Annotated in this window: 23 protein-coding genes; 10 read left to right on the forward strand and 13 right to left on the reverse strand. The window is 49.6% G+C overall.

All coding sequences use genetic code 11. The annotated features are described in order from the left end of the window. Positions 1–20: 20 nt before the first annotated feature. Complete coding sequence (locus D3795_RS07900) at positions 21–713, reverse strand: SDR family NAD(P)-dependent oxidoreductase (RefSeq protein WP_156267690.1); 693 nt, start codon at positions 711–713, stop codon at positions 21–23. 169 nt (positions 714–882) lie between these two features. Between D3795_RS07900 and D3795_RS07905 the strand changes: the two genes are divergently transcribed. Genes D3795_RS07905 through D3795_RS07920 form a run of 4 tightly spaced genes read left to right on the forward strand, consistent with a single transcriptional unit; the run spans position 883 to position 3,395 of the window. Further along, on the forward strand, positions 883–1,779 hold the full coding sequence (locus D3795_RS07905) for a virulence factor BrkB family protein (RefSeq protein WP_156269046.1): 897 nt from the start codon (positions 883–885) through the stop codon (positions 1,777–1,779). After that, on the forward strand, positions 1,776–2,225 hold the full coding sequence (gene dtd, locus D3795_RS07910) for a D-aminoacyl-tRNA deacylase (protein WP_156267692.1): 450 nt from the start codon (positions 1,776–1,778) through the stop codon (positions 2,223–2,225). The genes D3795_RS07905 and dtd overlap by 4 nt, the downstream gene beginning before the upstream one ends. Positions 2,226–2,227: 2 nt before the next feature. Next, positions 2,228–3,133: a bifunctional GNAT family N-acetyltransferase/hotdog fold thioesterase gene (locus tag D3795_RS07915; protein WP_156267694.1), complete on the forward strand. Its 906-nt coding sequence runs from the start codon at positions 2,228–2,230 to the stop codon at positions 3,131–3,133. A gap of 13 nt (positions 3,134–3,146) precedes the next feature. Continuing rightward, positions 3,147–3,395: a TraR/DksA family transcriptional regulator gene (locus tag D3795_RS07920; protein WP_156267696.1), complete on the forward strand. Its 249-nt coding sequence runs from the start codon at positions 3,147–3,149 to the stop codon at positions 3,393–3,395. Here the strand turns inward: D3795_RS07920 and hutH are convergent. Genes hutH through hutC form a run of 3 tightly spaced genes read right to left on the reverse strand, consistent with a single transcriptional unit; the run spans position 3,392 to position 7,335 of the window. Then, the gene (gene hutH / locus D3795_RS07925; protein ID WP_156267698.1) at positions 3,392–4,933 is read right to left on the reverse strand and encodes a histidine ammonia-lyase; all 1,542 of its coding nucleotides are present in this window, start codon (positions 4,931–4,933) and stop codon (positions 3,392–3,394) included. The genes D3795_RS07920 and hutH overlap by 4 nt on opposite strands. Next, entirely contained in the window at positions 4,934–6,610 is a 1,677-nt protein-coding gene (hutU, locus tag D3795_RS07930; protein WP_156267700.1) for a urocanate hydratase, read from the reverse strand. It lies immediately after the preceding gene. Between the two features lie 26 nt (positions 6,611–6,636). Then, positions 6,637–7,335 (reverse strand): histidine utilization repressor, encoded by a 699-nt coding sequence (gene hutC / locus D3795_RS07935; RefSeq protein WP_156267702.1) that lies wholly within the window; start codon positions 7,333–7,335, stop codon positions 6,637–6,639. Positions 7,336–7,485: 150 nt separating this feature from the next. Here hutC and hutI point away from each other — a divergent pair, with 150 nt between their 5' ends. Next, positions 7,486–8,676 carry an imidazolonepropionase gene (hutI, locus tag D3795_RS07940; RefSeq protein ID WP_156269048.1) on the forward strand — a complete coding sequence of 397 codons (1,191 nt, stop codon included), beginning with the start codon at positions 7,486–7,488 and terminating at the stop codon, positions 8,674–8,676. On the opposite strand, the gene D3795_RS07945 is transcribed toward hutI, so the two are convergent. The 9 genes from D3795_RS07945 to rpmE form a co-directional block, all read right to left on the reverse strand. Next, positions 8,658–9,704, reverse strand: a complete 1,047-nt coding sequence (locus D3795_RS07945) for an arginase family protein (protein WP_156267704.1) — start codon at positions 9,702–9,704, stop codon at positions 8,658–8,660. The genes hutI and D3795_RS07945 overlap by 19 nt on opposite strands. Positions 9,705–9,719: 15 nt before the next feature. Beyond that, positions 9,720–10,205 (reverse strand): ribonuclease E activity regulator RraA, encoded by a 486-nt coding sequence (gene rraA / locus D3795_RS07950; protein ID WP_156267706.1) that lies wholly within the window; start codon positions 10,203–10,205, stop codon positions 9,720–9,722. 94 nt (positions 10,206–10,299) lie between these two features. Then, a complete protein-coding gene (gene hslU / locus D3795_RS07955; RefSeq protein WP_156267708.1) occupies positions 10,300–11,637 on the reverse strand; it encodes an HslU--HslV peptidase ATPase subunit in 1,338 nt (445 codons plus the stop codon). Continuing rightward, positions 11,630–12,166: an ATP-dependent protease subunit HslV gene (hslV, locus tag D3795_RS07960; RefSeq protein WP_156267710.1), complete on the reverse strand. Its 537-nt coding sequence runs from the start codon at positions 12,164–12,166 to the stop codon at positions 11,630–11,632. Before hslV ends, hslU begins: the two co-directional genes overlap by 8 nt. Before the next feature lie 67 nt (positions 12,167–12,233). Beyond that, the gene (locus D3795_RS07965) at positions 12,234–12,785 is read right to left on the reverse strand and encodes an SPOR domain-containing protein (protein ID WP_156267712.1); all 552 of its coding nucleotides are present in this window, start codon (positions 12,783–12,785) and stop codon (positions 12,234–12,236) included. Between the two features lie 2 nt (positions 12,786–12,787). After that, on the reverse strand, positions 12,788–14,530 hold the full coding sequence (gene argS, locus D3795_RS07970; protein ID WP_156267714.1) for an arginine--tRNA ligase: 1,743 nt from the start codon (positions 14,528–14,530) through the stop codon (positions 12,788–12,790). A gap of 150 nt (positions 14,531–14,680) precedes the next feature. After that, positions 14,681–16,855 (reverse strand): primosomal protein N', encoded by a 2,175-nt coding sequence (priA, locus tag D3795_RS07975; RefSeq protein WP_156267716.1) that lies wholly within the window; start codon positions 16,853–16,855, stop codon positions 14,681–14,683. A gap of 169 nt (positions 16,856–17,024) precedes the next feature. Continuing rightward, positions 17,025–18,269 (reverse strand): malic enzyme-like NAD(P)-binding protein, encoded by a 1,245-nt coding sequence (locus tag D3795_RS07980; RefSeq protein ID WP_156269050.1) that lies wholly within the window; start codon positions 18,267–18,269, stop codon positions 17,025–17,027. 271 nt (positions 18,270–18,540) lie between these two features. Next, positions 18,541–18,756 (reverse strand): 50S ribosomal protein L31, encoded by a 216-nt coding sequence (gene rpmE / locus D3795_RS07985; RefSeq protein WP_156267718.1) that lies wholly within the window; start codon positions 18,754–18,756, stop codon positions 18,541–18,543. A 343-nt stretch (positions 18,757–19,099) separates the two neighbouring features. On the opposite strand from rpmE, the gene argC reads away from it, so the two are divergent. The 5 genes from argC to argH are packed head-to-tail and all read left to right on the forward strand — an operon-like array spanning position 19,100 to position 24,921. After that, positions 19,100–20,119, forward strand: a complete 1,020-nt coding sequence (gene argC, locus D3795_RS07990; protein WP_375294529.1) for an N-acetyl-gamma-glutamyl-phosphate reductase — start codon at positions 19,100–19,102, stop codon at positions 20,117–20,119. Further along, positions 20,116–20,883, forward strand: coding sequence for an acetylglutamate kinase (gene argB / locus D3795_RS07995; protein ID WP_156267720.1), 768 nt, complete (start codon positions 20,116–20,118; stop codon positions 20,881–20,883). The genes argC and argB overlap by 4 nt, the downstream gene beginning before the upstream one ends. A 43-nt stretch (positions 20,884–20,926) precedes the next feature. Next, positions 20,927–21,841 carry an ornithine carbamoyltransferase gene (argF, locus tag D3795_RS08000; RefSeq protein WP_156267722.1) on the forward strand — a complete coding sequence of 305 codons (915 nt, stop codon included), beginning with the start codon at positions 20,927–20,929 and terminating at the stop codon, positions 21,839–21,841. After that, on the forward strand, positions 21,838–23,076 hold the full coding sequence (locus D3795_RS08005) for an argininosuccinate synthase (protein ID WP_156267724.1): 1,239 nt from the start codon (positions 21,838–21,840) through the stop codon (positions 23,074–23,076). The genes argF and D3795_RS08005 overlap by 4 nt, the downstream gene beginning before the upstream one ends. A 3-nt stretch (positions 23,077–23,079) precedes the next feature. Continuing rightward, positions 23,080–24,921 carry an argininosuccinate lyase gene (gene argH, locus D3795_RS08010; protein WP_156267726.1) on the forward strand — a complete coding sequence of 614 codons (1,842 nt, stop codon included), beginning with the start codon at positions 23,080–23,082 and terminating at the stop codon, positions 24,919–24,921. The last annotated feature ends 42 nt before the right edge of the window (positions 24,922–24,963 follow it).

Here is a 24,963-nt window from a genome sequence, read left to right on the forward strand (position 1 = left end):
TGTTGTGCGGTCAGTATAGCTTAATACGGTAATGGCGAACCATCCCAATGCCAAAAACCGCCTGAATCTTCAGCAGTTAACTGATTGATAACGGTAGCGATACGTTCCGCCGATTGCGCTGGTGTGTAGAGCTTGTCGGCTGGCAAACGTTGCTGAAACGGTTGCGAGAGCTCGGTATCAGTGGTGCCCGGATGTATTGCCGCTAGGCATAACTGTTTATGCGTGCGCTTGAGTTCAACCGAAGCCGTTTTAAGTAACATGTTAAGTGCCGATTTACTCGCGCGATAGCTATACCAACCACCCAAATAGTTATCAGTAATACTGCCGACTTTGGCACTCAACTGCGCCCATACACATGGGTTCTTTTTTGGTAACAGAGGTAATAACTGTTGCAATAGAAGTATTGGGAGCACGGCATTCACATAATACGTCTGCTGAAGTTGATGCCAATTCACATCGGCTAGGCGCTTTTCCGGCATAAAGTCATCGTTATGCAAAATACCTAACGTGCTTATCACAATGTCGGGCTGCTTTATTTGTGAAACGATACGCTGAAGGCTTGCTTCCGTGTAATCAGTTACTTGCAACCAGTGCCCCGGTAATTTCGACACCTGCTGACGGCTTAACGCTTGTACACTCGCACCCTGCTCATGGTAATACTGCACCAACGCTTGGCCGATACCACCACCGGCACCAATGATTAATACCTGCATAAAATCCACTCCTCACGAAATCATCAATTTGTCGCTGTCATTGGCGATTCGCCACGAACAAGGTATGTTATTTACGTGAGCAGCACGGTTTGGGATTATAGTCATGCCAAAAGTTGCTGTAGAAGCGAATGCAAACGAGATTGCAGAAGAGAATGCAGAAGAGAATGGAATGAGCAAAACGACACCGGAACAAACAGGTTTAGAACAATGGCAGGAACGTGGTCGCAAGGCCTGGCGATTCTTGAAATACTTTGGCAAGCGCTGTCTGGATGACCGCGTGACCATTGTTGCTGGCCATTTAACCTTTGTGAGCATGCTCGCGTTAGTACCATTGCTTGTGGTGATGTTCTCGGTGTTCTCGGCTTTCCCGATGTTCGAGCAATTAAAAGAAGAGCTCGAAAAATTATTGTTTGCGAATTTATTGCCGACGTCTGGCGAAGTGATCAGCGAGTATTTGAATCAGTTTGTGAGCAATGTTTCGAAAATGACCACGGTTGGGGTGATCTTCGTTATCGTGGTTGCGGTGAACTTAATTAGTACCATTGATGGCACCATGAACCGTATTTGGCGCAATCACAAACGCCGCCGCATGGTAGTAGCTCTAGCAGTGTACTGGATGATCCTAACGCTCGGCCCTATTTTGATGGGTTCTGGTATGGCAGTAACCTCCTATTTGATATCGCTCACAGCTGCTGCTGAAGTGTATGTGTCGGGCGTGCGCACCACATTGTTGAGTATTGTGCCGGTTGTGACCTCTTTAGTGGCCTTTATGCTGTTGTACATCATGATGCCAAACCGTATAGTGCGCGCCCGACACGCATTTTGGGGCGCGTTACTGGCGGCTATTTTATTTGAGCTCAGTAAAAGTGGCTTTGCGGCATACATTACTGCGTTTCCGAGTTACCAAGCTATTTACGGCGCGTTGGCGGCAATTCCGATACTGCTGCTGTGGATATTTGTGTCGTGGAATATTGTGTTGGTGGGCGCTGAGCTTACGGCGAGCATTGAAGAGTTTTTTCAACCACCAAAAACTGAATCAGACGTCACCACTGAAGGAACGGAATGAAAGCATTAATTCAGCGCGTGAGCGAGGCTTCGGTCACGGTTGCGGGCGAACGTATTGGCGCCATCGAACAAGGTTTATTAGTGTTGCTGGGTATCGATAAAACCGACACGCTTGATGATGTTAGCAAGCTTGCAGCCAAAGTGGCTGGTTATCGTATATTTTCAGATGCAGACGATAAAATGAATTTAAGTGTGCAGGATATTCAAGGCGGCGTGCTGGTGGTTTCGCAATTTACCTTAGCCGCAGATACCCAATCGGGTCGACGCCCAAGTTTCTCGTCAGCAGCACCACCGAGCGAGGCTGAACCACTGTATTTGGCGTTTGTGAATGCCCTCAATCAGCTCGGCATTCAAACGGCGACAGGTGAATTTGGCGCCGATATGAAAGTGGCACTGGTCAATGATGGACCAATCACCTTCATGCTGCACTCTAACAACAAGGGTTAATTATGTACCGTGTTATCGCTCCGGAAACACCGGAACAATTCGCCACTTATTACGATTTGCGTTGGCGCGTGTTGCGCGAACCGTTTCAACGGCCACGTGGTTCAGAGCAAGATGAGTATGATCAAGTCGGTTATCACCGCATGGTGGTGAACAGCGCGGGTCAAGCAGTGGCGGTTGGTCGTTTGCATTTTAATAGCCCGGACGAAGGGCAAATTCGCTTTATGGCATCAGCCCCAGAGCATCGCGGCGAAGGTCATGGTGTTGCGATTGTTTATGAGCTTGAGAAAGTTGCACGAGCTGAGGGCGCTAAACATATCGTCATTAACTCGCGCGACAACACGCTAGGCTTCTACATTAAATGCGGCTACGAAGTAGTAGAAGAAGGCGATACCGTAAAAAATCCGCAAGCGGAACATCAACTCCGTAAAACGCTAACTGAATTCAACCGCATTATTTACCGCCCTGATTGGTGCCAAAAACTCGAGACAACTTGGCATAGCGAAATTCCGATTTCGGAAACCATGGGCATTCGTATTACCCAATATACCGGGCGTGAGTTTGAGACCACGGCCACTTTGTCACGTAATATTAATGTGCACGGCACCATGTTTGCCGGCAGTATTTATTCGTTGGCAACCTTGACGTGCTGGGGGTTGTTGCATTTACAATTGCGCGAACGACAGCTGCACGGCGCAGTAGTGTTAGCGGATGGCCAAATACACTACCACAAACCAGTGAGCCGAGAGCCACGTGCCATTGCACGCTTATCAGCGATGACTGGTGATTTATCAGCGTTGACGCTTGGTAAAAATGCACGGGCTACATTAAAGTCACAGGTATTTGATGGCGATAAACCCGTCGCTGAATTTACGGGTCAGTTTGTCGTGCTAGCTAATAACGAAAAATAAGAAGGACGTTAACATGAGTGATAATTTATCCGCCCAGCAGTTGTTACGTATTCGGAGTAAGCTTGAAGCCGTGGTAAACGAGCAACCAGGAACGCGTCAAGCGCTTAGTGCTGATGCTGCCCTGCAACGCATGCGCAGTGGCGAGTATGGCTATTGTGTTGAGTGTGGCGAGGAAATTTCGGCGGCACGTTTAGCAGCAAAGCCTGACGTCGCTTTGTGTGTCGACTGCCAGGCTCTCAAAGATGAAGAAGAGGACGCTTAAGCGTCCTCGAGTACTGCCCCTTCCTGCACTAAGTTGTGCAATTTACCTTGTTCAATTAACGCCGCAATTGCGGCGATATCTGGCGCAAAATAACGGTCTTGATCATAAAAGCTCACTTGTGCACGTACCCGTGCGTGGGCTTCCTCTACTGCCGCTGCGGCTTTGAGTGGACGACGGAAGTCTAAACCTTGCGCTGCTTCCAATAGTTCAATGGCGACAATGTCACGAATGTTGCGCGCAATGTCGGTTAAACGACGCGCCGCAAACGTTGCCATTGATACATGGTCTTCCTGGTTTGCCGAGGTTGGCAAGCTATCAACGGATGCTGGGTGAGCCAGTGTTTTATTTTCCGACGCCAATGCAGCAGCGGTGACCTGCGCCAGCATAAACCCAGAGTTGACGCCACCGTCGTTCACCAAAAATGGCGGTAAGTTACTCAGATGGTGGTCAATCAATAACGCGCTACGACGCTCTGACAGCGCACCAATTTCGCTCGCGGCAATCGCGAGAATATCGGCAGCCATAGCAACTGGTTCAGCATGGAAGTTACCACCTGAAATAATGTCGCCGTTGTCACTAAACACCAGTGGATTATCAGTGACACCATTGGCTTCACGTACCAAAATTTGGCTAGCATGTTGCAACTGATCGAACACCGCGCCCATCACTTGTGGCTGACAACGCAATGAATAAGGGTCTTGTACTTTTTCGCAATCCACGTGAGCCGTAGCAATTTCAGAGCTATCGCCCAATAATTGACGGAAGCTTTGCGCAACAGCAATTTGCCCCGGCTGACCACGCACGGCATGAATACGCGCATCAAACGGTGAGCGTGAACCCATCGCTGCTTCAACAGCCATAGCGCCAGTAACAAGTGCGGCGTTGAACACACGTTCAATTTGGAACAAGCCATGCAATGCTAGGGCAGTTGAGGCTTGGGTGCCGTTCAACAATGCCAAGCCCTCTTTCGGGGCTAATGCGCTAAGTGGCTTCAGGCCGGCCTTCGCCATTCCTTCAACCGCTGGATAAATTTTGCCTTCTACACGAACTTGGCCTTCACCAAGTAACGGCAGTACAAGATGCGCTAATGGCGCTAAATCGCCCGACGCCCCAACCGAGCCTTTGCTTGGCACACACGGGTAAACTTGGTTGTTGAGTAAATCAATCAACGCGTCAATCACTTCATGGCGAACCCCAGAAAAACCACGGCTGAGTGAGTTGATTTTTAGCAACAGCATTAGGCGCACCACGGTGTCATCCATAAGCTCTTGCGTACCTGCGGCGTGCGATAGCACGATGCGGCGTTGTAGATCTTCTAGTTTTTCCGGTGGAATACGAGTATTTGCTAATAGTCCGAATCCGGTATTAATGCCATACACAACTTTGCCTTTGGCAAGCACATCAGCAACGGTTTGGTGCGAGCGTGCAATCACCGCATTGGCATAAGCATGTAGCGCTAATTTTTGTGGTTCTTGCCACCACTGACGTAGCTGCGACAGGCTCAAGGTGCCAGGTTGCAATTCAAATACTTCATTCATTTAGTTGCCCTCCAGCATTGGTAAGTCTAACCCTTGATCACGCGCACAATCTTTCGCAATGTCATACCCCGCATCAGCATGGCGCATCACGCCGGTACCCGGATCATTCCAAAGTACCCGACTTAAACGCTGATCGGCAGCTTCGGTACCATCGGCAACAATCACTACACCTGAGTGTTGTGAGTAACCCATACCGACGCCACCACCATGGTGCAGGCTCACCCATGTAGCGCCGCCCGCGGTATTTAAAAGAGCGTTCAATAATGGCCAATCTGAAACCGCATCTGAGCCATCCAGCATACTTTCTGTTTCGCGGTTCGGACTAGCAACAGAGCCTGAATCGAGATGATCGCGACCAATGACAATCGGCGCTTTGAGTTCGCCATTTTTGACCATGTCATTGAATGCTCGCGCGATACGTGCGCGATCTTTGAGGCCAATCCAACAAATACGTGCTGGCAAGCCTTGGAAACTAATGCGCTCACGCGCCATATCTAACCAATTGTGCAGGTGTGGGTCGTCAGGAATGAGTTCTTTCACCTTCGCGTCGGTTTTGTAAATATCTTCCGGGTCGCCTGACAACGCCACCCAGCGGAATGGACCGATACCTTGGCAGAAAAGCGGACGGATATACGCTGGCACGAAGCCTGGGAAATCAAACGCATGATCGACGCCAACGTCTTTCGCCATTTGACGGATATTGTTGCCGTAATCTAAGGTCGCTGCACCGCGCTCTTGTAGCGTTAACATGGCACGCACCTGCACTGCCATTGACTGCTTCGCTGCCGCGACAGTGCCGGTTGGGTCACTCTCTTGGCTCTCAAGATATTGCTCGAGCGTCCAGCCTTGCGGTAAATAGCCGTGCAATGGATCGTGTGCAGACGTTTGGTCGGTGACCACATCTGGGGTGATATTGCGCTCAACCAACTCGGCATAAACATCGGCTGCATTACCGAGCAATCCGACAGAAATTGCACGGCCTTCTTCACGCGCTTGTTCAAGTAATTTCAGCGCGTCGTCTAACGAAGTCGCTTTGTGGTCGAGGTAACGGGTGCGTAAACGAAAATCGATACGTGTTTCGTCAACATCCACTGCCAACATGCAATAACCAGCCATAGTTGCCGCTAGTGGCTGTGCGCCGCCCATACCACCGAGGCCACCAGTAAGAATCCAACGGCCTTGGGTATTCCCCTCAAAATGCTGACGTGCCACGGATACGAAGGTTTCGTAGGTGCCCTGTACAATGCCTTGCGAGCCAATATAAATCCATGATCCGGCGGTCATTTGGCCGTACATCATCAAGCCTTTTTTATCGAGCTCGTTAAATTGTTCCCAATTCGCCCACTCGGGTACTAAGTTTGAGTTAGCGATTAATACTCGCGGTGCATCTTCATGAGTCGGGAACACGCCAACCGGTTTACCCGATTGCACCAACAACGTTTCAGTTGGTTTCAGTCGTTCAAGTACTTCAACAATTTTATCGAATGCTTCCCAACTGCGCGCCGCTCGGCCAATACCACCATAAACTACGAGTGCTTGCGGATGCTCGGCTACCTCGTCATCGAGATTATTCATCAGCATGCGTTTGGCTGCTTCAATTTGCCAGTTTGCCGTGGTTAGCTCTGAACCACGGTCAGCGCGGATCTTTCGGCTTTTATCTAAGCGGGTAAAACTCATCTGTTTATCCTTTTTCTTACTTGCGTTTAAGCTTTAAACGTTAAATGGCCACCCAACACAAAGCGTGAGCCTGGGTGCGTCAATACGGCATAAGTCACCACACCAGCATCACTCCAAGTGCGACGCACAATGCGTAAACATGGCTCTGGCTTATTCAATTCCAGCCATTCGCACACGTGAGCGTTTGGTGTCACCGCTTCAATTTGATGACTTGCTTCGGTCAGCGGGGCAACGGCACTTAAGTATTCATGCGGCGTGATTTGACGAAAATCTTGCTTCAAATAATCTTCGACGATAGCAGGATTAACGTAGCGCTCTTCAACCTGCACCGGTAATCCATTCTCAAGATGGGTAATCACCGAATAATAAACGGGACTTTCCGCTTCTATTTGAAGTTGTTCTGCCACCTGCAAGCTCGCTGGCACTTGCCTGAGTACATGCACGTGCGCTTCATAATCGTGCTGACGAGCACGAATTTCGTCGGCAATGTTGCGAATGGCCATAAACGACGTCTGTGACTTCAGTGGTGCGACGTAGGTGCCAGAGCCTTTCGAGCGAATCACTAGGCCTTCGTCAGCAAGCTCCTGTAACGCTCGACGTGCGGTCATACGACTCACTTTGAACTGAGTCGCTAGCGCATTTTCTGAACTTACAGGATGATTTTCAGGCCACTCACCCGAAGCAATCTTGCTATAAATATGCTGTTTGATTTTTGAAAATTTCACGAACGTTCTACCTATGTGGTTACCGCTTTGGCTACCTTAAAAAAGCAACCGTGATCAAATCATTCAGACTAATGTTAGAGTGTGATAGAGTGTAGTCATCTTTAATTGTATATACAAGTTGTCGGTGGGAGATTTTTTATGACAGCAACCATGCAGCGCCTCGAGAACGTTCAGCTTGCCACCATGACAGGCGAGGGCTACGGCCTGATTAATGATGGTGTGATTATCTTTGATCATGAACAAATTCACTTCGCTGGTCAGCGCAGTGACGCACCAATGGTTGCCGCCGAAACAATCAACGGCAACGGCGGCTTAGTCACTCCCGGACTCATTGACTGCCATACTCACTTGGTTTGGGCTGGTTCGCGTGCCGATGAGTTTGCTAAGCGTTTACACGGTGTTAGTTATGCCGACATTGCGGCTCAAGGTGGTGGTATTGCGGCAACGGTGCGAGCAACGCGAGCGGCGTCAGAGGAAACTTTGGTTAAGGTGACAATGCCTCGGCTTAAAGCTTTGTTGCGCGAAGGCGTCACAACCGTTGAAATAAAATCGGGCTATGGCTTAAGCCTTGAAGACGAGCGCAAACAACTGCGCGCTGCACGTCAACTTGCCGACTTGTTGCCGGTATCCGTTCGAACGACGTTATTGGCAGCACATGCCGTACCACCTGAATATAAAAACCAAGCGGATGCCTATATTGATTTAGTGGTTGAATCAATTATTCCGACACTAGCTGTCGAAGGCTTAGCAGATGCCGTGGATGCATTTTGTGAATCGGTGGGTTTTACCACAGCGCAAACCGAACGTGTGTTTCAGGCCGCTCAAGCTGCTGGTTTGCCAGTAAAATTACACGCTGAACAATTAAGCAACCAACATGGGAGTGCGCTTGCTGCCCGCTACCAAGCATTGTCGTGTGACCATCTCGAATACTTAGATGAAGCCGGTGTTGAAGCCATGGCAAAGGCCGGTACTGTTGCGGTGTTGTTGCCGGGCGCGTTTTATTTCCTACGAGAAACCAAACAGCCGCCATTGCAACTGTTGCGCGACTACAACGTGCCTATAGCGGTATCGACTGACGCTAACCCCGGCACGTCACCAATTTTGAGTGTTCAACTCATGCTGCAGATGGCAGCGACGTTGTTCCGAATGACGCCTGAAGAATGTCTACGTGGGGTAACTGTGAACGCCGCAAAAGCTTTAGGTTTGAGCGATCGCGGTCAACTGGCTGCAGGTATGCGCGCTGATTTGTGCTTGTGGGATGTCGACGATCCAGCTGCGCTCACCTATCAGTTTGGTACCAATCCGTTAAGCGCTTGCTGGTATCAAGGTTCGCGTCGCTGAAAGCCGTGCAAGTAAGCAAGTACCAACTCACTTAATAACTGAGCACACGCCATATCGCCAGCTTCGCGCCCAGCAGGGTGCAAGCTTGGTGCAGCTTCAGCTAAATGTAGGTAGCGCGTGCGCGGTAAACTTGCCAAGGTTTCCACAAGACTATAGCCATGCGCCACGTTCAAGCCATTGAAGTTAATGGCACTGGCCGGCACGCCTTGTAATGCATCTACGTCAATTTCAATACCAAGTGGCACATGCCAAGCTTCTGCTTGGGCGGCTATGGCGCTGAGCTCAGTGGACCAATCGTGGGTATATAACTCGTGTACACTGCGATACGTAAATTCCGCATCAGCCAGTTGCTTTAGGCTGTCAGCATTATTCTTGCCTTCATGTAGCCCAACCACATGATAGTGCTTCAACGCACCGCCCACATAGGCATAGCTAAAGCCATTACCACTGTGACGGCCTTCACGCGCACGAAAGTCGGCATGAGGGTCAAGGTTCACTGCACCTACGCTTACTTCTGAGGCTTGCTGTAATGAGGTAATCAATGGGTAGGCGTTGTTGTGGCCACCACCAATTAGTATCACATCAAATCCCGCTTCAAATAACGGCACCACAACTTGTTGAACACGTTGGTCGAGGCGTTCGCACAGTTCTCGCAACTGGGCTAATTCACCTGCATCTGTATTGCGCAGGGCATCAGCTTGCTGCTGCAGATCATCGCATTGAACTTTCCCAACAATGAGCAGCTCATGGTCCGCAATCATTGGGTTCGATTGCAACGCCAGCAGCCCTTTCAATGCGGCCGCAAACGCATGCTCCGAACCGCCACGACCTAAATTGGCGCGCGGGCCAATGGATTCAGGAACACCAACGATGGCAATACGTTGCCCACGCTCCCATGCTTGTTGAAGGGCATGATGATAGGTATCAATGGCACCAATGTCAGGTAAGCAGTGGACGGTTTGTCCGAGCCGGATTTCGCCGCTGCGAGGAGTGAACCACGCAGCGGGATCAATCGATGTTAAAAACATAGTGGTTGATTCAACTTACTCGATATCAAGGGGTTCTGGTGAAATGATAATGCCCGTGCTATCGGCGTAAAGGTGATCTTCTGGTAAGAACGTTACGCCGCCGAAGTTTACCGCAACATCGACTTCGCCGACGCTATCATTGGCAGCGCCAACCGGCATTGAAGCAACCGCCATAATGCCCATATCGAGTTCATCTAACGCATCAACATCACGAACGGCACCGTAGCAAATGATGCCTTCCCAATCGTTTTCAAACGCCAAGTCGGCGACAGCAATATCGACGAGTGCGCGGCGTGTCGAACCGCCGCCATCAATCAGTAGTACTTTACCGGTACCAGGCTGCTGCACCACTTCTTCAATTATGCCTTTGTCTTCGAAGCACTTCACGGTGACCAACTGGCCGCCGAACGACACCCGACCGCCGTAGTGAATGAACATCGGTTCAACCACATCGACTAAATCTGGGTATAAATCGCAAAGTTCTGACGTGTTGTATTCCATTGCCGTACCCCGTTCACTGTGACTTAACGTCTTGAATGTTAAAGCACAGTATAGCCGCTTCTGCCCGAGTGCAAAAGCGGCGCGGGTTAAGCAATTACAAAATAAACCGGCTTAGGTCTTCGTCTTGCGCCAACTCTCCGAGGTAACGGTCGACATAAACCGCATCAATTTCGATGCGCTGGCCATGTAAGTCACTGGCTTTGAAAGAAATTTCTTCCATTAGCCGTTCTAACACCGTGTGTAAACGACGCGCACCAATGTTCTCGGTGGTTTCATTCACTTGAAACGCTGTTTCGGCAATGCGCTGAATACCATCTTGCGTAAACTCCACATTCACACCTTCAGTTGCCATTAGCGCTTTGTATTGCGTGGTTAACGATGCATTTGGCTCCGTTAAAATACGGACAAAATCGGCACTGGTTAAAGCTTGCAGTTCAACCCGAATCGGCAAACGACCTTGTAACTCAGGAATCAAATCCGATGGTTTTGACATCTGGAAGGCACCCGAGGCGATAAACAAAATATGGTCGGTTTTTACCATGCCATGTTTGGTCGATACGGTTGTTCCTTCTACCAATGGCAGAAGGTCACGCTGCACGCCTTCACGCGAGACATCTGGCCCCGACACATCGCCGCGCTTACAAATTTTGTCGATTTCATCTAAGAACACAATGCCGTTTTGCTCAACCGCCGTTAACGCCTGCTCTTTGATATCTTCTGGGTTTAGCATTTTCGCTGCTTCTTCTTCAATCAGCTGCTTGAATGCATCTTTTATCTTCATTTTCTTCGGCTTGGATTTTCCGCTGCCCATGTTCTGGAACATGCTTTGTAACTGCGATGTCATTTCTTCCATGCCTGGCGGTGCCATGATCTCAACACCCATTTGCGGCGCGCTGATTTCAATCTCAATTTCTTTATCGTCGAGCTGACCTTCACGCAGCTTTTTACGGAAGGTTTGTCGCGTGCTAGATTGCTCGCGCGGCTCTTCTTGTTCATCTGCCCAGCCAGTTTTCTTCGCTGGCGGTAGCAACGCGTCCAAAATACGTTCTTCAGCCGCGTCCTCAGCACGATGACGTACTTTTTGCATCATTTGCTCACGTGTTTGCTTCACCGCGGTATCGGTAAGATCGCGAATAATCGACTCAATTTCCTTACCAACATAACCAACTTCGGTGAACTTAGTCGCTTCCACTTTAATAAATGGCGCATTAGCAAGCTTCGCTAAGCGGCGAGCAATTTCCGTTTTACCCACACCCGTCGGGCCAATCATTAAAATATTCTTCGGCGTTACTTCTTGACGTAATTCATCGTCCAACTGCATACGACGCCAGCGATTACGCAGTGCCACCGCAACGGCTTTCTTGGCGTTGTCTTGACCAACAATATGACGGTTTAATTCATCAACAATTTCGCGTGGGGTCATATCAGACATTGCTCACCGACTCCTGTTCTTCAATGGTTTGGAAACTGTTGGTGAAGACACAAATGTCGCCTGCAATAGTCAGGGCTTTCTCAACAATCTCACGTGCGCTTAATTCGGTATTTTCAAGTAATGCGGTTGCCGCCGCCTGAGCATATGGGCCGCCAGAGCCAATCGCAATCAGGTCATTTTCTGGCTGTACGACGTCACCGTTCCCGGTGATAATCAATGAGGTGTGCTTATCCGCTACAGCTAATAGGGCCTCTAAACGGCGCAAAGCACGGTCGGTACGCCAATCTTTGGCGAGCTCCACAGCAGCGCGCATCAAGTTACCTTGATGGGCTTCGAGTTTTTTCTCAAAACGTTCAAATAAGGTGAAGGCATCGGCGGTACCGCCAGCAAAACCGGCCAGTACTTGGTTGTTGTACAAGCGGCGCACTTTGCGGGCGTTGCCTTTCATTACGGTGTTGCCAAGTGAAACTTGGCCATCGCCACCAATGACAACTTTGTCACCGCGACGGACAGATACGATAGTAGTCACAAATACGTCCTCTTAGTTGCTATGAACCAGTTATGAGGTCGTATTTGTGATTTTCAATGGGTAGGGATTAATTCCAATTCCAAATTTGGCAGCCACGAATATTTCCGCGCTGTAATTTGTGGCGATCGGTCTCAGCGGCACGGCGGCCTTCGTACGGCCCAAGTATTACTCGGTGCCAGACGCCATTGCTGCCATCGGTTGTACGAATTTGCGCTTCCAAACCAATCATTGCAATGGTCGCACGCATCTCTTCGGCATCGCTGATATTGCGAAACGAACCGCACTGCATCAGTTTCGGTGGACCCACTTCACGTTCTGGCACATCGACAATCACTTCTTGGTTTTCAAGTTCTTCAATGTATTGCCAGCGCTCTTCTGGTTTATCCGGAATAGGTTCGGCTACGGGTTGCGGTTGCGACTCTGGCACATCAACTGGCACTTGTTGCTGTGGCGCTTGCTCTGATTTGCCTGAGATACTTACCAATAGCCACACAAATCCACTTACCAAAACAATGGCAAGCAAAACCACCCACCACGACACGGCCGGTTTTTTAGCTGCCTTTTTGGTGTTTTTGGGTGGCGTTCGTTTGGCCGGACGTTTACGGTTCGCGTAATCCATAATTACATCTTCTCAAGCGTCGGAATACCGAGCAATTCAAGGCCCTGACGCAATGTTTTCGCGGTCAGTGCAGCAAGTTTCAAACGGCTTTCACGTACACTATCATCTTCCGTTTGCAAAATCGGGCATGCTTCATAAAAGCTTGAGAACGCGCCAGCCACGTCATAGAGGTAGCCACATAAGAAGTGCGGCATCGCTTTATCGGCAACGGTATGAATTACTTCATTGAAACGCACCAAGGTATTCGCCAGGTTGATTTCACGCTCGTCGTTAAGAACGAATGGCGCATCGATCTGCTCTGGGTTCACACCAGCTTTGCTGAAAACGCTATTCACACGTGTGTACGCATACAACAAGTATGGTGCGGTGTTGCCCTCAAAACTCAGCATGGTGTCCCAATCAAAAATGTAATCGCTGGTACGGTTTTTAGATAAGTCGGCATATTTCACCGAGCTGATACCCACCACTTTTGCCACGTGCGCTTGCTCTGCTTCGCTTAACGCGCCGTTCTTCTGCTGTACCAAATCAAGTGCGCGTTTCTCTGCTTCATCAAGCAAATCAGCGAGCTTGGTTACGCCACCGTCGCGGCTCTTGTACGGACGTCCATCTTTACCCATGACCGTACCGAAACCGTAGTGGTCCATTTGCAGATCTTCGCGAGCAAAACCTGCTTTGCGCGCTAAGGTGAAAATTTGTTGGAAGTGCAGCCCTTGGCGCTGATCAACAAAGTAAATCAAGTGATCGCCTTTGAGCACGTTCTGGCGATAACGCACCGCAGCTAAATCGGTTGTCGCATAGAGATAACCGCCACCTGATTTCTGCACAATCACCGGCAGTGATTCACCATCTTTGTTCTTGAATTCATCAAGGAACACGCACTGTGCACCTTGGTCTTCAACTAATAAACCCTGCGCACGCAAGTCTTCGACAACTTGTGCCAAGTCATCGTTATACGCACTTTCGGCCATTACATCAGCGCGGGTTAGTTTTACGCCCAGACGGTCATAAACTTCTTGGCAGTGGCTGAGTGACACATCAATAAACTGTTGCCACAGTGCACGGCACTTTGGCTCGCCCGATTGCAGGGCAACCACTAATTCGCGCGCACGCTTGGCAAATTCTTCGCTTTCATCAAAACGCTTTTTCGCTGCTTTGTAAAAGGTTTCGAGGTTGCTAAGCTCCATGTCGAGTTCTTTGTTATCCAACTCTTCCATATGCGCGAGCAACATCCCAAATTGCGTACCCCAATCACCCACGTGATTCTGGCGAATAACTTTATGGCCAAGCAGTTCTTTCACGCGGGCCACGGCATCACCAATAATGGCTGAACGTAAATGGCCAACATGCATTTCTTTGGCAAGGTTTGGTGATGAGTAATCAATCACAACCGTTTGTGCGTTTTCGGCAGGTTCAACACCCACGTGAGTGTCGCTGTACGCGCGCTCGAGCTGATCCAACAACTGCTGCTGGCTAATCGTGAAATTAATAAAGCCAGGGCCAGCTATATCACACTTTGCCAGTAACTGATTTTCTGGAATAGCCGCAATAATCGCTTCTGCCAGTGCGCGCGGATTCATTTGCGCAGGCTTCGCCAACATCATCGCTAAGTTGGTTGCAAAATCCCCATGACTTTTGTCGCGCGGACGGTCCAACTGAATGCGTGGCTGCACGTCGGCTGGCAAAGTACCTTGTTGTTGTAGTGTCGCCACGGCGGCGCCAAGGAGGGATTCCAACTGTTCTTTCATGAATAAAAAACCTTAAAAACGTTAGTCGTTATTGGTTACTCGTTATTAGTTGTTGGTCATTCAAGTTTGGCTTTAGCGAATAACTAATAACGATTAACGAATAACGATGAGCGAAGCGAACAAGGCAGTTATTTTATCTGCTTTTGCGCACTAACTGAAGTCTTGTGGGTCAATGTCTAGCGACCAACGTACTTTTCGTAACTGCGGTAATTTTTCTAATTGCGGCAAAACATACCGCAATAGCTGCGCTCGCATGGCTCGCTGCTGCGTTTGAATTAATAATTGATAACGGTAACGGCCGGCGCGACGCTCCATAACGGCAGGAATTGGGCCTAGCACAATCACGTCTTCGCGCTGCGGAAATAACGCGGCCACGCTTTCAAGGGCAGCAATCACCGCATCGGCATTATTCGCTTCAGCGCGGAACAATGCGTGTTGACTAAATGGCGGTAAATGAGTGAGTTGGCGCTCACGTAAAGCGGTCTTGGCAAAGTGTCCGTAACCGTTGTGGATTAAGTCTTGAATGAGCTCGTGCTCGGGGTGATGCGTTTGTAGCACCACGGTACCCGGCTTGCTGGCTCGCCCGGCGCGCCCTGCTACTTGGGTAAACATTTGTCCGAGTCGCTCAGCCGCACGAAAATCTGCGCTATATAATGCGCCATCCACATCCAGTAACGCAGCCAGAGTAACATCCGGGAAGTGGTGCCCTTTCGCGAGCATTTGGGTGCCGACTAATATCGGATAGTTGTTGTCGTGCGCATCTTGTAGATGCTGTTGCAAGCTACCTTTTTTCCGAGTGCTATCACGATCAATGCGCAACACAGGGTAATCTGGAAACTGTTCTTGCAGTAACTGCTCAAGTTGTTCGGTACCAACACCACGACCAATCAGCTGCGTTGAGCCGCAATCATGGCACTGCTTTGGTATGGGTTGTTGGGCACCGCAATGATGGCACTGCAGCTGTCGACTACCTTGATGCACTGTGTAAAACGCATCGCAGCGACGACACTGCGCCAACCAACCACATTCGTGACAGAGTAACGCCGGCGCAAAACCACGACGGTTCAAAAACAAAAGCACCTGCTGGCCCGCCTCAAGATGCTCTCGCATCAGGCCTAACAACGGCTGTGACAAGCCCGCTTTTAATGGCAGATTTTTAATATCCATCACCACATGGCGGGCCGGTTTCGCTTGACCTGCGCGGCGACTGAGCTGCAAGTGCGCATAACGCTTGTTTAACGCGTTATTGAGTGTTTCAAACGATGGCGTTGCCGAGCCAAGAATAACCGGCACTTGCTCTTCATGACCACGCATCACCGCAATGTCGCGCGCATGATAACGAAAGCCATCTTGTTGTTTTAATGAGGCATCATGTTCTTCATCAACAATGATCATGCCAAGCGCTTTACACGGAGTAAAAATGGCTGAGCGGGTGCCAATAATAATTGCCGCGCTGCCGGCACGGGCATCCAACCATGCGTCTAGGCGCTCTCTATCGGTGAGTGCTGAATGCAACATTACAATCGGCACGTCAAAACGTTGCTGGAAACGTGTGAGGGTTTGTGGCGTTAGACCAATTTCAGGAACCAGCATGAGAACTTGCTGACCACGGCGTAAAACATCTGCCATTGCCTGCAAGTACACTTCGGTTTTACCGCTACCGGTAACCCCTTCAAGCAGATACGTTTGATGTTGTTTCGCTGCGCCAATCGCGGCGACGGCAAGCGCTTGCTCTGGGTTCAACTGCAACGGCTCAGCGGCAATCTTCAGCGACCATGACTGCACGGGTGCCGGAATGTGCTCGACGGCTTCTACCCAGCCTTTGTCTTGTAGTGCTTTCAGAGCCGATGGCGAAAATTCCTGCATGCGAATATCACGGCTTAACATTGGCTTTTGTTGCAACGCGGCAAGTAAGCGCTGCTGTTGTACTGCTCGCTTTAAATCATTTGGCGAGATTTGCGCCCCATCTTCCGTTACCTGATAACGGGTGGTGGCTTGATAACTCGCACGCTCGCCTTGGCGTAATAGTACCGGCATCGCATTCTGAATCACGTCACCAAGCGGATGGTGATAATAGTCTGCCGCCCACTCTAGCAAGTTCCATACTGGTTGCGGCCACAATGGCTCGTCGTCAATAACCTCAAGTACCGCTTTGCGTTGAAAGCTATCGTCGGGTGCTGAAGCCTCGCCCAGACACACACCAACCAGCTCACGGTTTCCAAACGGCACGCGCACGCGCACGCCCACTGCGGGCAGTTGCTCGCAGTCGTAATCAAATAGGCGTGGTAAGGGTACCGGTAGCGCGGTTTGGATTATCATCGTCATACCGCAAAGTGTAACTTGAAAAGCGAAGAGCGTTAATCGTTATTCGTTGTTCGTTGTTCGAAAAGCGAAACACGAAAGTCTGCGCACACCGCAAACTCACTCATTTTGTGCACTCACCTTCGAGCGAACAAAACAAACGAGTAACGAATAACGAAAAACGAATAACGCTTTATTCAGTCATGTAGTTCTTTGGTAGCTCGATGCGGGCTGCGCCTGATGCGACCGCTGCCTCGGCGACTGCTTTCGATACCCGGGTGCGTAAACGCGGATCTAATGGCTTTGGAATAATGTAATCGACGCCGAACTCCAGTTTATCGATGCCTGATGCTTTGAGTACAGCTTCTGGTACTGGCTCTTTCGCGAGCTGGCGGATGGCTTCAACGGCAGCCAGCTTCATTTCATCGTTAATGGCTTTCGCGCGAACATCGAGTGCACCACGGAAGATGAATGGGAAGCACAGCACGTTGTTGACTTGATTCGGATAATCAGAACGGCCAGTTGCCATAATCAGATCGTCACGCACCGCCAAGGCTAATTCAGGCTTAATTTCAGGATCAGGGTTTGAGCAAGCAAACACGATTGGTTTCTCGGCCATCAGTTTTAAGGCATCTGGTGACAGCAAATTCGGCCCTGATACACCAACAAACACGTCGGCTTCAGTAATTACTTCTTCAAGTGTGCGCTTATCGGTGTTATTTGCAAACAGCGCTTTGTATTCGTTGAGGTCTTCGCGACGTGTATGAATCACGCCTTTTGAGTCCAGCATATAGATGTGCTCGCGCTGAGCGCCACATTTAATCAGCAGCTCCATACAGGCAATAGCAGCTGCGCCAGCACCTAAACAGACAATTTGTGCTTTGCGTAAGTCTTTGCCTTGGATTTCTAGAGCGTTCAACAAGCCTGCCGCGGTGACAATTGCGGTGCCGTGTTGGTCATCATGGAAAATCGGTACTTCGCAACGTTCAATGAGCGCTTGCTCGATTTCGAAACACTCTGGTGCTTTGATGTCTTCTAAGTTGACGCCACCAAAACTATCGGCGATGTTCGCCACCGTGTTGATGAAATCTTGTGTGGTACGGTGCGTGACTTCAATATCGATGGAATCAAGTCCAGCAAAGCGCTTAAATAACAATGCTTTTCCTTCCATCACTGGCTTCGACGCCATTGGCCCCAAATTGCCAAGCCCTAAAATAGCCGTACCATTTGAAATAACCGCAACCATGTTACCTTTCGCGGTGTACTTGTACACATCGTCTGGATTCTCGGCAATGGCACGCACTGGTTCGGCCACACCCGGACTATAAGCCAACGCTAAATCTTTACTGGTTTCAGCGGGTTTTGTCAGCTCAATGCTGATTTTTCCTGGCGTTGGGTAGGCGTGATAATCCAAAGCTTGCTTGCGAAAATCGGTCATAAGTACGTGTACCTGATTCGAAATAAAGAAAATAACATCTGTGAATAGTGCCATTGTAGAGCTATTCGACACAATAAGACATCTTACCTGATGCGCCGTTGATGACAGCTACGTGATCTTAACCGAGATAAAGAGAGGAAAGTTGACGGTTGTTTAAATTGACACCATCGATTTTTTCAATGGCCACGCGACATTGCGCCGAATCTAAAAATAAAAAAGGCGCCTTCTGGCGCCTTTCTTATAATTTCGAGAAGAAATGTCCAAAACTGGATTATTTCTTGCCACCCAACATGTTGAAACGCTTGTTGAATTTCTCGATACGACCGCCAGTATCCATAATACGCTGTTTACCAGTGTAGAATGGGTGACACTCTGAACATACGTCCAAGTGCAACTCGCCGCCTTTAGTTGAGTGAGTCACAAAAGAGTGACCACAAGAGCATGATACTTTCAGCTCGGTATATTCTGGATGAATACCTGGTTTCATGGGGTTACCTCGTTAGGCTGCATCGCCACCCGACCCGAAGTCGAGCACCACGCAAATTACTGTTTCAAAAAAGCGCTGATTTATTAATCAACACGACAAATTAGGGCGCGAATTATAAGCGCCAAGCCCCTCAAGATCAAGAGCGTTGCTCGTTACTCGTTCTTCGTTATTCGTTATTGGTTATTCGAAAAAGCGAAAGACGACCAACCAGCGAGCAAAACAAACGAATAACGAGTAACGAATAACCAATAACGTTTTTGTATTTTTATTCTTGTTTTGTGCATTTTTATGCAGTATTATTTATTCATCTTTTGAGTCATTTTCTAGTGAGCGAGTTTGATTGGTGGAACAGAGTAAATCAATTCCATGCGCAGTGTTTGGGGCGAGCGGCTATAGCGGCGTTGAGCTGGTGTGGCTGCTGCATAACCATCCACAATTCTCGCTTGAGTATGCTTTTTCTTCCGGCGCACGTGAAGACGCAGAGCCAATTGCTAGTTTGTATCCCCAATTAGCGGGACAGCTTGATGTTATTCTGCAACCTTGGCACTCGAATTTGCTGAGTCAGTTGTCTCAGCAAGTTCGAGTGGTTTTTTTAGCGCTACCTCATGAAGCGAGTGCTGAAATTGCACCAGTTCTGGTCAACGCTGGGTTGTTGGTTTTTGATCTATCTGGCGCATTTCGGCTTCGCGACCCTTTGGTGCATCAGCAGGCTTATGGTTTTGAACGCTCTGCCAACGTTCCTGAAACGATTCCCTATGGCCTAGCCGAATGGACGACACTGTCTGGTACTGAGCAGCTTATTGCTGTGCCTGGCTGTTATCCGACTGTGGCTAGCTTGGCGTTAAAGCCGGTGCTGTCATTGATTGACAGCGTGCCGATGATCAATGCTGTCAGTGGTGTTTCGGGTGCTGGTCGCAAAGCGGCAATTCAAACTAGCTTTTGTGAAGTGAGTCTGGCGGCCTATGGCGTTGCGACGCATCGGCACCAACCCGAAATTGCACAAACAATTGGCCATGATGTGATTTTTGTACCGCACTTAGGAAATTTCAAACGTGGCATTTTGGCAACCATTTATGCCCGGCTGAAATCAGACGTTTCGCAAGCGACTATTGATGCAGCTTATCAGCAGGCCTACGCTACTGCACCGTTGATTCGTTTGCGCCAACAACCACCTGCTATTGGCGATGTTGTCGGTACCGCTTTCTGCGATATTCACCCTGTTGTGCATCAAGGTCACTTGGTTATTTGCGCCGCTATCGACAACCTCTTAAAAGGTGCTGCGGCACAAGCGGTGCAATTAGCCAATCAGTATTTTGCTTTTGATAGTGCACTCGGTTTGCAGCAGCGCGGAGGTGTGGTATGACATCACCTCTTGTGATCAAGCTTGGCGGCCGGGTATTACAAAGTGCTAGCAATTTAGAGCGATTGTTGACCACGGTTCAGCAGCTTGCCCTGTTGCGCCCATTAGTTTTGGTTCATGGCGGCGGTGACCAAGTTGAATCGCTGTTGCTACAGCTGGGCCACACCAGTTTGAAAGTAGACGGTCAGCGCATTACCCCTGCGGTACAAATGCCAATTGTTGCCGGTGTTTTGGCTGGTGATGTGAACAGCCAGTTAGTTGCGCTTGCGCAGCAACATCAACTCAATGCCGTTGGTTTAACCCTCGCTGCTGGGCATAGTATTGCCTGCGACGTCGATGCAAGTCGTGGTGCCGTTGGTATTCCGAAACCCAATGACGCGACCCTGCTACAGCTATTGTTAGATAAAAATTTCTTACCTATTTTGAGCTCAATTGGCGCCAGTGATAGCGGCGAGCGGTTAAACGTGAACGCCGATTTAGCTGCTGCTGCAGTTGCCCAACTGCTGCATGCTGATTTAATTCTCCTCACTGATGTGCCCGGAATTCTGGACAAAAACGGTGACCTCATTGAAACCATTCTTGCCGACCAAGCAGATGTCCTCATTGCGGATGGCACTGTGCGTGACGGCATGCTGGTGAAACTTAATGCGGCCGTGCAAGCGGCGCGTGCCTCGCGACGAAGTATCGCGGTGGCCGGCTGGCAAGACGCCAAAGCGCTCACCCGACTGGCAAGGGGTGAAGCAGCCGGAACCCGCATCCGTCTCTAATTGCCACGCTATTTCGAATTTTTAGTTGTAGGTAACAACATCCATGAATGATTTACTTGAAATGCCGGCACTCAGCCCGCAACAAACCACTGATTTATTGCAGTTAGCGCAAACTATCAAACAGCGCCCAACCGCGTGGTCAACCTATTTACAAGGCAAAAGCATTGCACTGTTATTTGAGAAGCCATCATTGCGCACACGTGCAAGCTTTGCCGCCGGTATTCACCGTTTAGGTGGCCATAGCATTTATTTAGATGCACAAAACCTCATTGGTGAGCGCGAGCCTGCCACCGATGTTGGTGCAAATTTGGCGCTTTGGCATGATGCAATTGTGGCGCGGGTTTATTCGCAACATACACTAAGCGATCTTGCAACAGCTTCAGATAAGCCGGTTGTGAACGCCCTGAGCGATACTTGTCACCCATGCCAAGCATTAGCTGACTTACTCACGTTACAAGAGCAACTCGGCGATTTAAGCCAAGTACACCTCACCTACATTGGCGACGGTAATAACGTCTGCCAAGCATTAATGGCGGGCGCTGCGCGCACTGGTATGCACATGCAGGTCGTGACGCCCGAGGGCTATGCGCCTGATGCAGTGCTTACTGCTGCGGCCCAACAGCAAGCCGAACAAACCGGTGGCTCAATTACTGTGTTGCACGATTTAACAAAACTGCAATCCACAGATGCTATTTATACCGATACTTGGTTCTCGATGGGGCAGAGTCGCGATAACAATGCGGTGATGCATGATTTCGCGCCATACCAAGTGAACAGTGATTTAATGAAACGCCTTGGCGCCAAGTATTTTATGCACTGTTTGCCGGCTTATCGCGGTCGTGAAGTCACTGCAGAAGTTATCGATAGCCCACAAAGCTTGGTGTTAAAGCAAGCTGAAAACCGTTTACATGCGCAAAACGCAATTTTGGTCAAACTATTTGAAGGAGCTCACGCATGAGTAAGTCAGTTAATAAAGTCGTTCTAGCTTACTCAGGTGGCTTGGATACATCGGCGATTGTGCCTTGGTTAAAAGAAAACTATGACTGCGAGGTAGTCGCTTTTGTCGCTGACGTTGGCCAAGGTGATGAAGAACTCGAAGGCGTTGAAGCGAAGGCCATCGCCTCTGGCGCTAGCAGTTGCCATATTGTCGATTTGAAAGATAAATTCGCGCGCGAAGTTATTTATCCAACGCTGAAAACTGGAGCAATCTACGAAGGCCAATATTTGCTTGGTACTGCTTTAGCTCGACCAATTATTGCTGAAGCTCAGGTTGCTGTTGCGCGCCAAGTTGGTGCCGATGCACTTGCACATGGCTGCACGGGTAAAGGCAACGATCAGGTTCGGTTTGAATCGGCTTTCGCCGCATTAGCACCTGAACTAACCGTAATTGCACCTTGGCGCGAGTGGACCATGCGCTCACGTCCGCAGTTATTGGCGTATTTGGCCGAACGCAATATTCCATGCAGTGCATCAGCGACGAAAATTTATAGCCGCGATGCGAACCTTTGGCATATTTCAACCGAAGGTGGTGAACTGGAAGATCCGTGGAATGAGCCATCCGAGCAGGTCTGGACATGGACGGTGGCGCCTGAGCAAGCGCCCGATAAGCCGCAATACTTGCAGTTATCATTCGCGCACGGTGAACTGACCCACATTGATGGCCAGACGTTTGACCCTGTTGATGCCATTTTGCACCTGAATCAAATTGCAGGTGCGCATGGTGTTGGCCGTCTCGATATGGTGGAAAACCGTTTGGTTGGTATGAAGTCTCGTGGTTGTTATGAGACGCCAGCTGGCGAGGTGCTCTACGCCGCATTACAAGGGCTAGAAAGCCTGGTGCTGGATCGTACCACGCAAGATTATCGCATTCGTTTAGGTAACGAGTTCGCGCAATTAATGTATGACGGTCGTTGGTTCACTCCGTTGAAAGATGTGATGTTAGCGTCGGCAACTAAAATTGCTGAACCGCTGAGTGGTGACATTGTTGTTAAACTATACAAAGGCAAGGTAACAGTCACCCAGAAGCAGTCACCGAATAGCCTGTATTCAAATGCGTTTGCCACCTTTGATGAAGACGAAGTCTATAATCAAAAGCATGCCGAAGGCTTTATTCGTCTTTATAGTTTGGCCAATCGAATTCGAGCATTACATCAGCAGGCTGCTGATGACACCTCGACAACTGGCAAGGAGTAAGTCATGAGCTTATGGGGTGGACGGTTCAGTGAGCCAAGCGCCGCTGAATTTAAACAGTTTAATGACTCACTGCGCTTTGATTACGTGTTGGCGCCGTTTGACCTGCAAGCATCAAAAGCTTGGGCTGGTGCATTGCAACAGGCTGGTTTAATCAGCACTGATGAAAATCAGCAGTTACAGCAAGCGCTAACCGCCTTAGCGAAGCAGGTTGCGAAGCAGCCAGAATTGCCGTTGCAAAGCGATGCTGAGGATATCCACAGCTGGGTGGAAGCCCAGCTGATTGAACAAATTGGGGCAACCGCAAAGAAACTGCATACCGGTCGTAGCCGCAATGATTTGGTGGCAACGGACTTGCGTTTGTTCTGCAAGCAGTTTGCGCAGCATTTGGTGACGGCAAACCTCGCGGCCATTGAGAACTTGTTGAGTTTTGCACAAACCTACCAAGATGCCATGCTGCCGGGTTATACCCACTTGCAACGGGCGCAACCCATTGTCGCAGGGCATTGGGCGATGGCCTACGTAAGTATGCTGCAACGTGATGTCAGCCGCTTGCGTGAAACTATCCGTCGGTTGGATGTGAGCCCTCTGGGCAGTGGGGCTTTGGCTGGTACTACAGCTGCTATTGACCGAGAGGCACTCGCCCACGAATTAGGTTTCCGTCACGCCTGTGAAAATAGCCTTGACGGGGTATCTGATCGCGACTTCGTACTGGATTTATTAAATGCGGCGAGCACTGGCATGCTTCATTTATCGCGCTTAGCTGAAGACGTTATTTTTTATTGTTCAGGCGAGTCGGGCTGTTTCAGTATGAGCGACAAGATCAGCAGCGGCTCATCATTGATGCCACAGAAGAAAAATCCTGATTTGTTTGAGTTGTTACGTGGTAAGACTGGTCGCGTCATGGGTCATCAGCATGCCATGCAGATTACCCTGAAAGGGCTGCCGTTGGCGTACAACAAAGACATGCAAGAAGACAAAGAAGGCTTGTTTGATGCGTTGCATGCTTATTTGCAGTGCTTGCAGATGCTTGCTTTTGCGATGCCTGAATTGAAGGTGAATAAAGAGCACGCTGCACTTCAAGCTGCTTTGGGGTACAGCAACGCCACCGAACTGGCCGATTATCTGGTTAGTAAAGGTGTGCCGTTCCGTGATGCACACCACCTCACCGGTGAGTTAGTCGTAAAAGCCCAGCAACAAGGCGTTGCCCTTGAGCAGCTCACACTCGATGATTTTAAGCAGGTGTGTGACCTTGTCGACAACGACGTTTACGCCACGTTAGATCTTGCTTACGGTTTGCAGCAGCGCAAAGCCATGGGCGGCACTGCGCCAAGCGCCGTTAAAGTTGCGATTAAACATGCGCAAGATTGGTTGCACGCAGCAGAAGCAGCAAGCAAACATGTGCGCCAAGCACGCTTGAGCGATGTGGATAAAATTTGCGAGCTCATTGCCTATTGGGCCGACCAAGGCGAAAATTTACCGCGTGATAAAGCGGATATTCTGCAAGCGATTCAGAGTTTTGCGGTTGCTGAAATTGACGATGAGGTGGTTGGTTGTGCTGCGCTTTACGTGTACAGCACCGGTTTAGCCGAAATTCGTAGCTTGGGCTTATTCCCAAGCGCTCAAGGCAAAGGTCTTGGCGCTGAATTGGTCGCATTTTTATTGTGGAAAGCGCGAGAACTCGGCATTACGCGTACGATTGTGCTCACTCGTGTGCCGGAATTTTTCGGTAAGCTCAATTTCCGCCTGACGCTGAAAGAAAAGCTACCGGAAAAAGTCATGAAAGATTGTGACTTGTGCCCGCGCAAACATAATTGCGACGAAACCGCGTTGGAATATTTGCTTTAAAAATACTTGTTGCGAAGACTAAGCTGCAGTTTTCAACGACTG

Origin of the sequence: Pseudidiomarina andamanensis (genome assembly GCF_009734345.1) — a bacterium.
Lineage (GTDB): Bacteria > Pseudomonadota > Gammaproteobacteria > Enterobacterales > Alteromonadaceae > Pseudidiomarina > Pseudidiomarina andamanensis.

Coding starts and splice junctions, on each gene's coding strand:
- D3795_RS07900 (WP_156267690.1), bottom strand. CDS start 713: ATGCAGGTATTAATCATTGGTGCCGGTGGTGGTATCGGCCAAGCGTTG.
- D3795_RS07905 (WP_156269046.1), top strand. CDS start 883: ATGAGCAAAACGACACCGGAACAAACAGGTTTAGAACAATGGCAGGAA.
- dtd (WP_156267692.1), top strand. CDS start 1,776: ATGAAAGCATTAATTCAGCGCGTGAGCGAGGCTTCGGTCACGGTTGCG.
- D3795_RS07915 (WP_156267694.1), top strand. CDS start 2,228: ATGTACCGTGTTATCGCTCCGGAAACACCGGAACAATTCGCCACTTAT.
- D3795_RS07920 (WP_156267696.1), top strand. CDS start 3,147: ATGAGTGATAATTTATCCGCCCAGCAGTTGTTACGTATTCGGAGTAAG.
- hutH (WP_156267698.1), bottom strand. CDS start 4,933: ATGAATGAAGTATTTGAATTGCAACCTGGCACCTTGAGCCTGTCGCAG.
- hutU (WP_156267700.1), bottom strand. CDS start 6,610: ATGAGTTTTACCCGCTTAGATAAAAGCCGAAAGATCCGCGCTGACCGT.
- hutI (WP_156269048.1), top strand. CDS start 7,486: ATGCAGCGCCTCGAGAACGTTCAGCTTGCCACCATGACAGGCGAGGGC.
- D3795_RS07945 (WP_156267704.1), bottom strand. CDS start 9,704: ATGTTTTTAACATCGATTGATCCCGCTGCGTGGTTCACTCCTCGCAGC.
- rraA (WP_156267706.1), bottom strand. CDS start 10,205: ATGGAATACAACACGTCAGAACTTTGCGATTTATACCCAGATTTAGTC.
- hslU (WP_156267708.1), bottom strand. CDS start 11,637: ATGTCTGATATGACCCCACGCGAAATTGTTGATGAATTAAACCGTCAT.
- D3795_RS07965 (WP_156267712.1), bottom strand. CDS start 12,785: ATGGATTACGCGAACCGTAAACGTCCGGCCAAACGAACGCCACCCAAA.
- argS (WP_156267714.1), bottom strand. CDS start 14,530: ATGAAAGAACAGTTGGAATCCCTCCTTGGCGCCGCCGTGGCGACACTA.
- priA (WP_156267716.1), bottom strand. CDS start 16,855: ATGACGATGATAATCCAAACCGCGCTACCGGTACCCTTACCACGCCTA.
- D3795_RS07980 (WP_156269050.1), bottom strand. CDS start 18,269: ATGACCGATTTTCGCAAGCAAGCTTTGGATTATCACGCCTACCCAACG.
- rpmE (WP_156267718.1), bottom strand. CDS start 18,756: ATGAAACCAGGTATTCATCCAGAATATACCGAGCTGAAAGTATCATGC.
- argB (WP_156267720.1), top strand. CDS start 20,116: ATGACATCACCTCTTGTGATCAAGCTTGGCGGCCGGGTATTACAAAGT.
- argF (WP_156267722.1), top strand. CDS start 20,927: ATGAATGATTTACTTGAAATGCCGGCACTCAGCCCGCAACAAACCACT.
- D3795_RS08005 (WP_156267724.1), top strand. CDS start 21,838: ATGAGTAAGTCAGTTAATAAAGTCGTTCTAGCTTACTCAGGTGGCTTG.
- argH (WP_156267726.1), top strand. CDS start 23,080: ATGAGCTTATGGGGTGGACGGTTCAGTGAGCCAAGCGCCGCTGAATTT.